Here is a 2,051-nt window from a genome sequence, read left to right on the forward strand (position 1 = left end):
AAAAAAAATTTAGAAGTTCAGTTCAATTACAACAACAATCAACAAAGATCATTGCTCGCGTCCACTATCCAGTTCTCAAACCACCACACCACACCACACAACCACAACACCAAACAGTGCCACAATCGTAATAGCGGGCTTGCTTCCAAAAAGCTGTCGCAATTTGGAAACCCAAAAGCATGCCCATACCACAACGTCTCAATAATTTCCACACCACACACAACCCCACACTCACAAAACAAGCATGGTCTCAAGTTGTGCCTAAAAACAAACCACACACAGTGGTTCCTCAAATCTCCGTAGAAAGGAGGTGATCCAGCCGCACCTTCCGGTACGGCTACCTTGTTACGACTTAGTCCCAATCGCGAACCTCACCTTAGACGGCTCCCCCAGCAAAAACTGTTAGGCCACCGGCTTCGGGTGCTGCCCACTTTCATGACTTGACGGGCGGTGTGTACAAGGCCCGGGAACGCATTCACCGCAGCGTTGCTGATCTGCGATTACTAGCGACTCCACCTTCACGGAGCCGAGTTGCAGGCTCCGATCCGAACTGAGACCGGTTTTCAGAGATCCGCTCCAGGTCACCCTATCGCACCTCGCTGTACCGGCCATTGTAGCATGCGTGAAGCCCAAGACGTAAGGGGCATGATGATCTGACGTCATCCCCACCTTCCTCCGAGTTAACCCCGGCGGTCTCTTGTGAGTTCCCACCATAACGTGCTGGCAACACAAGACAAGGGTTGCGCTCGTTGCGGGACTTAACCCAACATCTCACGACACGAGCTGACGACGACCATGCACCACCTGTGAAAACGCTCCGAAGAGACACCCCATCTCTGAGGCCATCGTTAACATGTCAAGTCTTGGTAAGGTTCTTCGCGTTGCATCGAATTAATCCGCATGCTCCGCCGCTTGTGCGGGCCCCCGTCAATTTCTTTGAGTTTTAGCCTTGCGGCCGTACTCCCCAGGCGGGATGCTTAACGCGTTAGCTCCGACACAGAACCCGTGGAAAGGGCCCCACATCCAGCATCCACCGTTTACGGCGTGGACTACCAGGGTATCTAATCCTGTTCGCTCCCCACGCTTTCGCTCCTCAGCGTCAGTAATAGCCCAGAGACCTGCCTTCGCCATTGGTGTTCTTCCCGATATCTACACATTCCACCGTTACACCGAGAATTCCAGTCTCCCCTACTACACTCTAGCCTGCCCGTACCCAGCGCCAATCCACCGTTAAGCGATGGACTTTCACACCAGACGCGACAAACCGCCTACGAGCTCTTTACGCCCAATAATTCCGGACAACGCTTGCACCCTACGTATTACCGCGGCTGCTGGCACGTAGTTAGCCGGTGCTTATTCAAAAGGTACACTCACTCACGCTTGCTCCCCAATAAAAGCGGTTTACAACCCGAAGGCCGTCATCCCGCACGCGGCGTCGCTGCATCAGGGTTCCCCCCATTGTGCAATATTCCCCACTGCTGCCTCCCGTAGGAGTCTGGGCCGTATCTCAGTCCCAATGTGGCCGGTCGCCCTCTCAGGCCGGCTACCCGTCGAAGCCTTGGTAGGCCACTACCCCACCAACAAGCTGATAGGACGCGATCCCATCGCATAGCACTAAAACGTTTTCCCACACACCCATGCGAGCATGTGGAACATTCGGCATTACCACCCGTTTCCAGGAGCTATTCCAAACTACACGGCAGGTTAATCACGCGTTACTCACCCGTTCGCCACTCTCACCCCCCTAGCAAGCTAGAAAGGATCCCGTTCGACTTGCATGTGTTAAGCACGCCGCCAGCGTTCGTCCTGAGCCAGAATCAAACCCTCCACAAAAAAATCATGAAGAATCACAATAAATGACTCACAAAATAAAAGAAAAATAACGAAAAACACTCTACAAAAAATAAAGCATTCAACGCACAAAAAACAACCAAACAACAAAATCATTCAGCTGTCACTGGCATTATCAAAACATAAAAAGTAGTACAAAACACGCTCTTGAGTTCTCAAACCACCACAACACAAACCAACCAAAACCCCAAACCAAAGAG

Annotated in this window: 1 rRNA gene; it reads right to left on the reverse strand. The window is 51.9% G+C overall.

Annotation, left to right across the window (positions count from 1 at the left end):
* Nucleotides 1–303 precede the first annotated feature (303 nt).
* Nucleotides 304–1,833: ribosomal RNA gene (locus tag G464_RS0108225) — 16S ribosomal RNA — on the reverse strand.
* Nucleotides 1,834–2,051 lie beyond the last annotated feature (218 nt).

This window comes from Alloscardovia omnicolens DSM 21503 (genome assembly GCF_000420505.1).
Taxonomy (GTDB): Bacteria; Actinomycetota; Actinomycetes; order Actinomycetales; family Bifidobacteriaceae; genus Alloscardovia; species Alloscardovia omnicolens.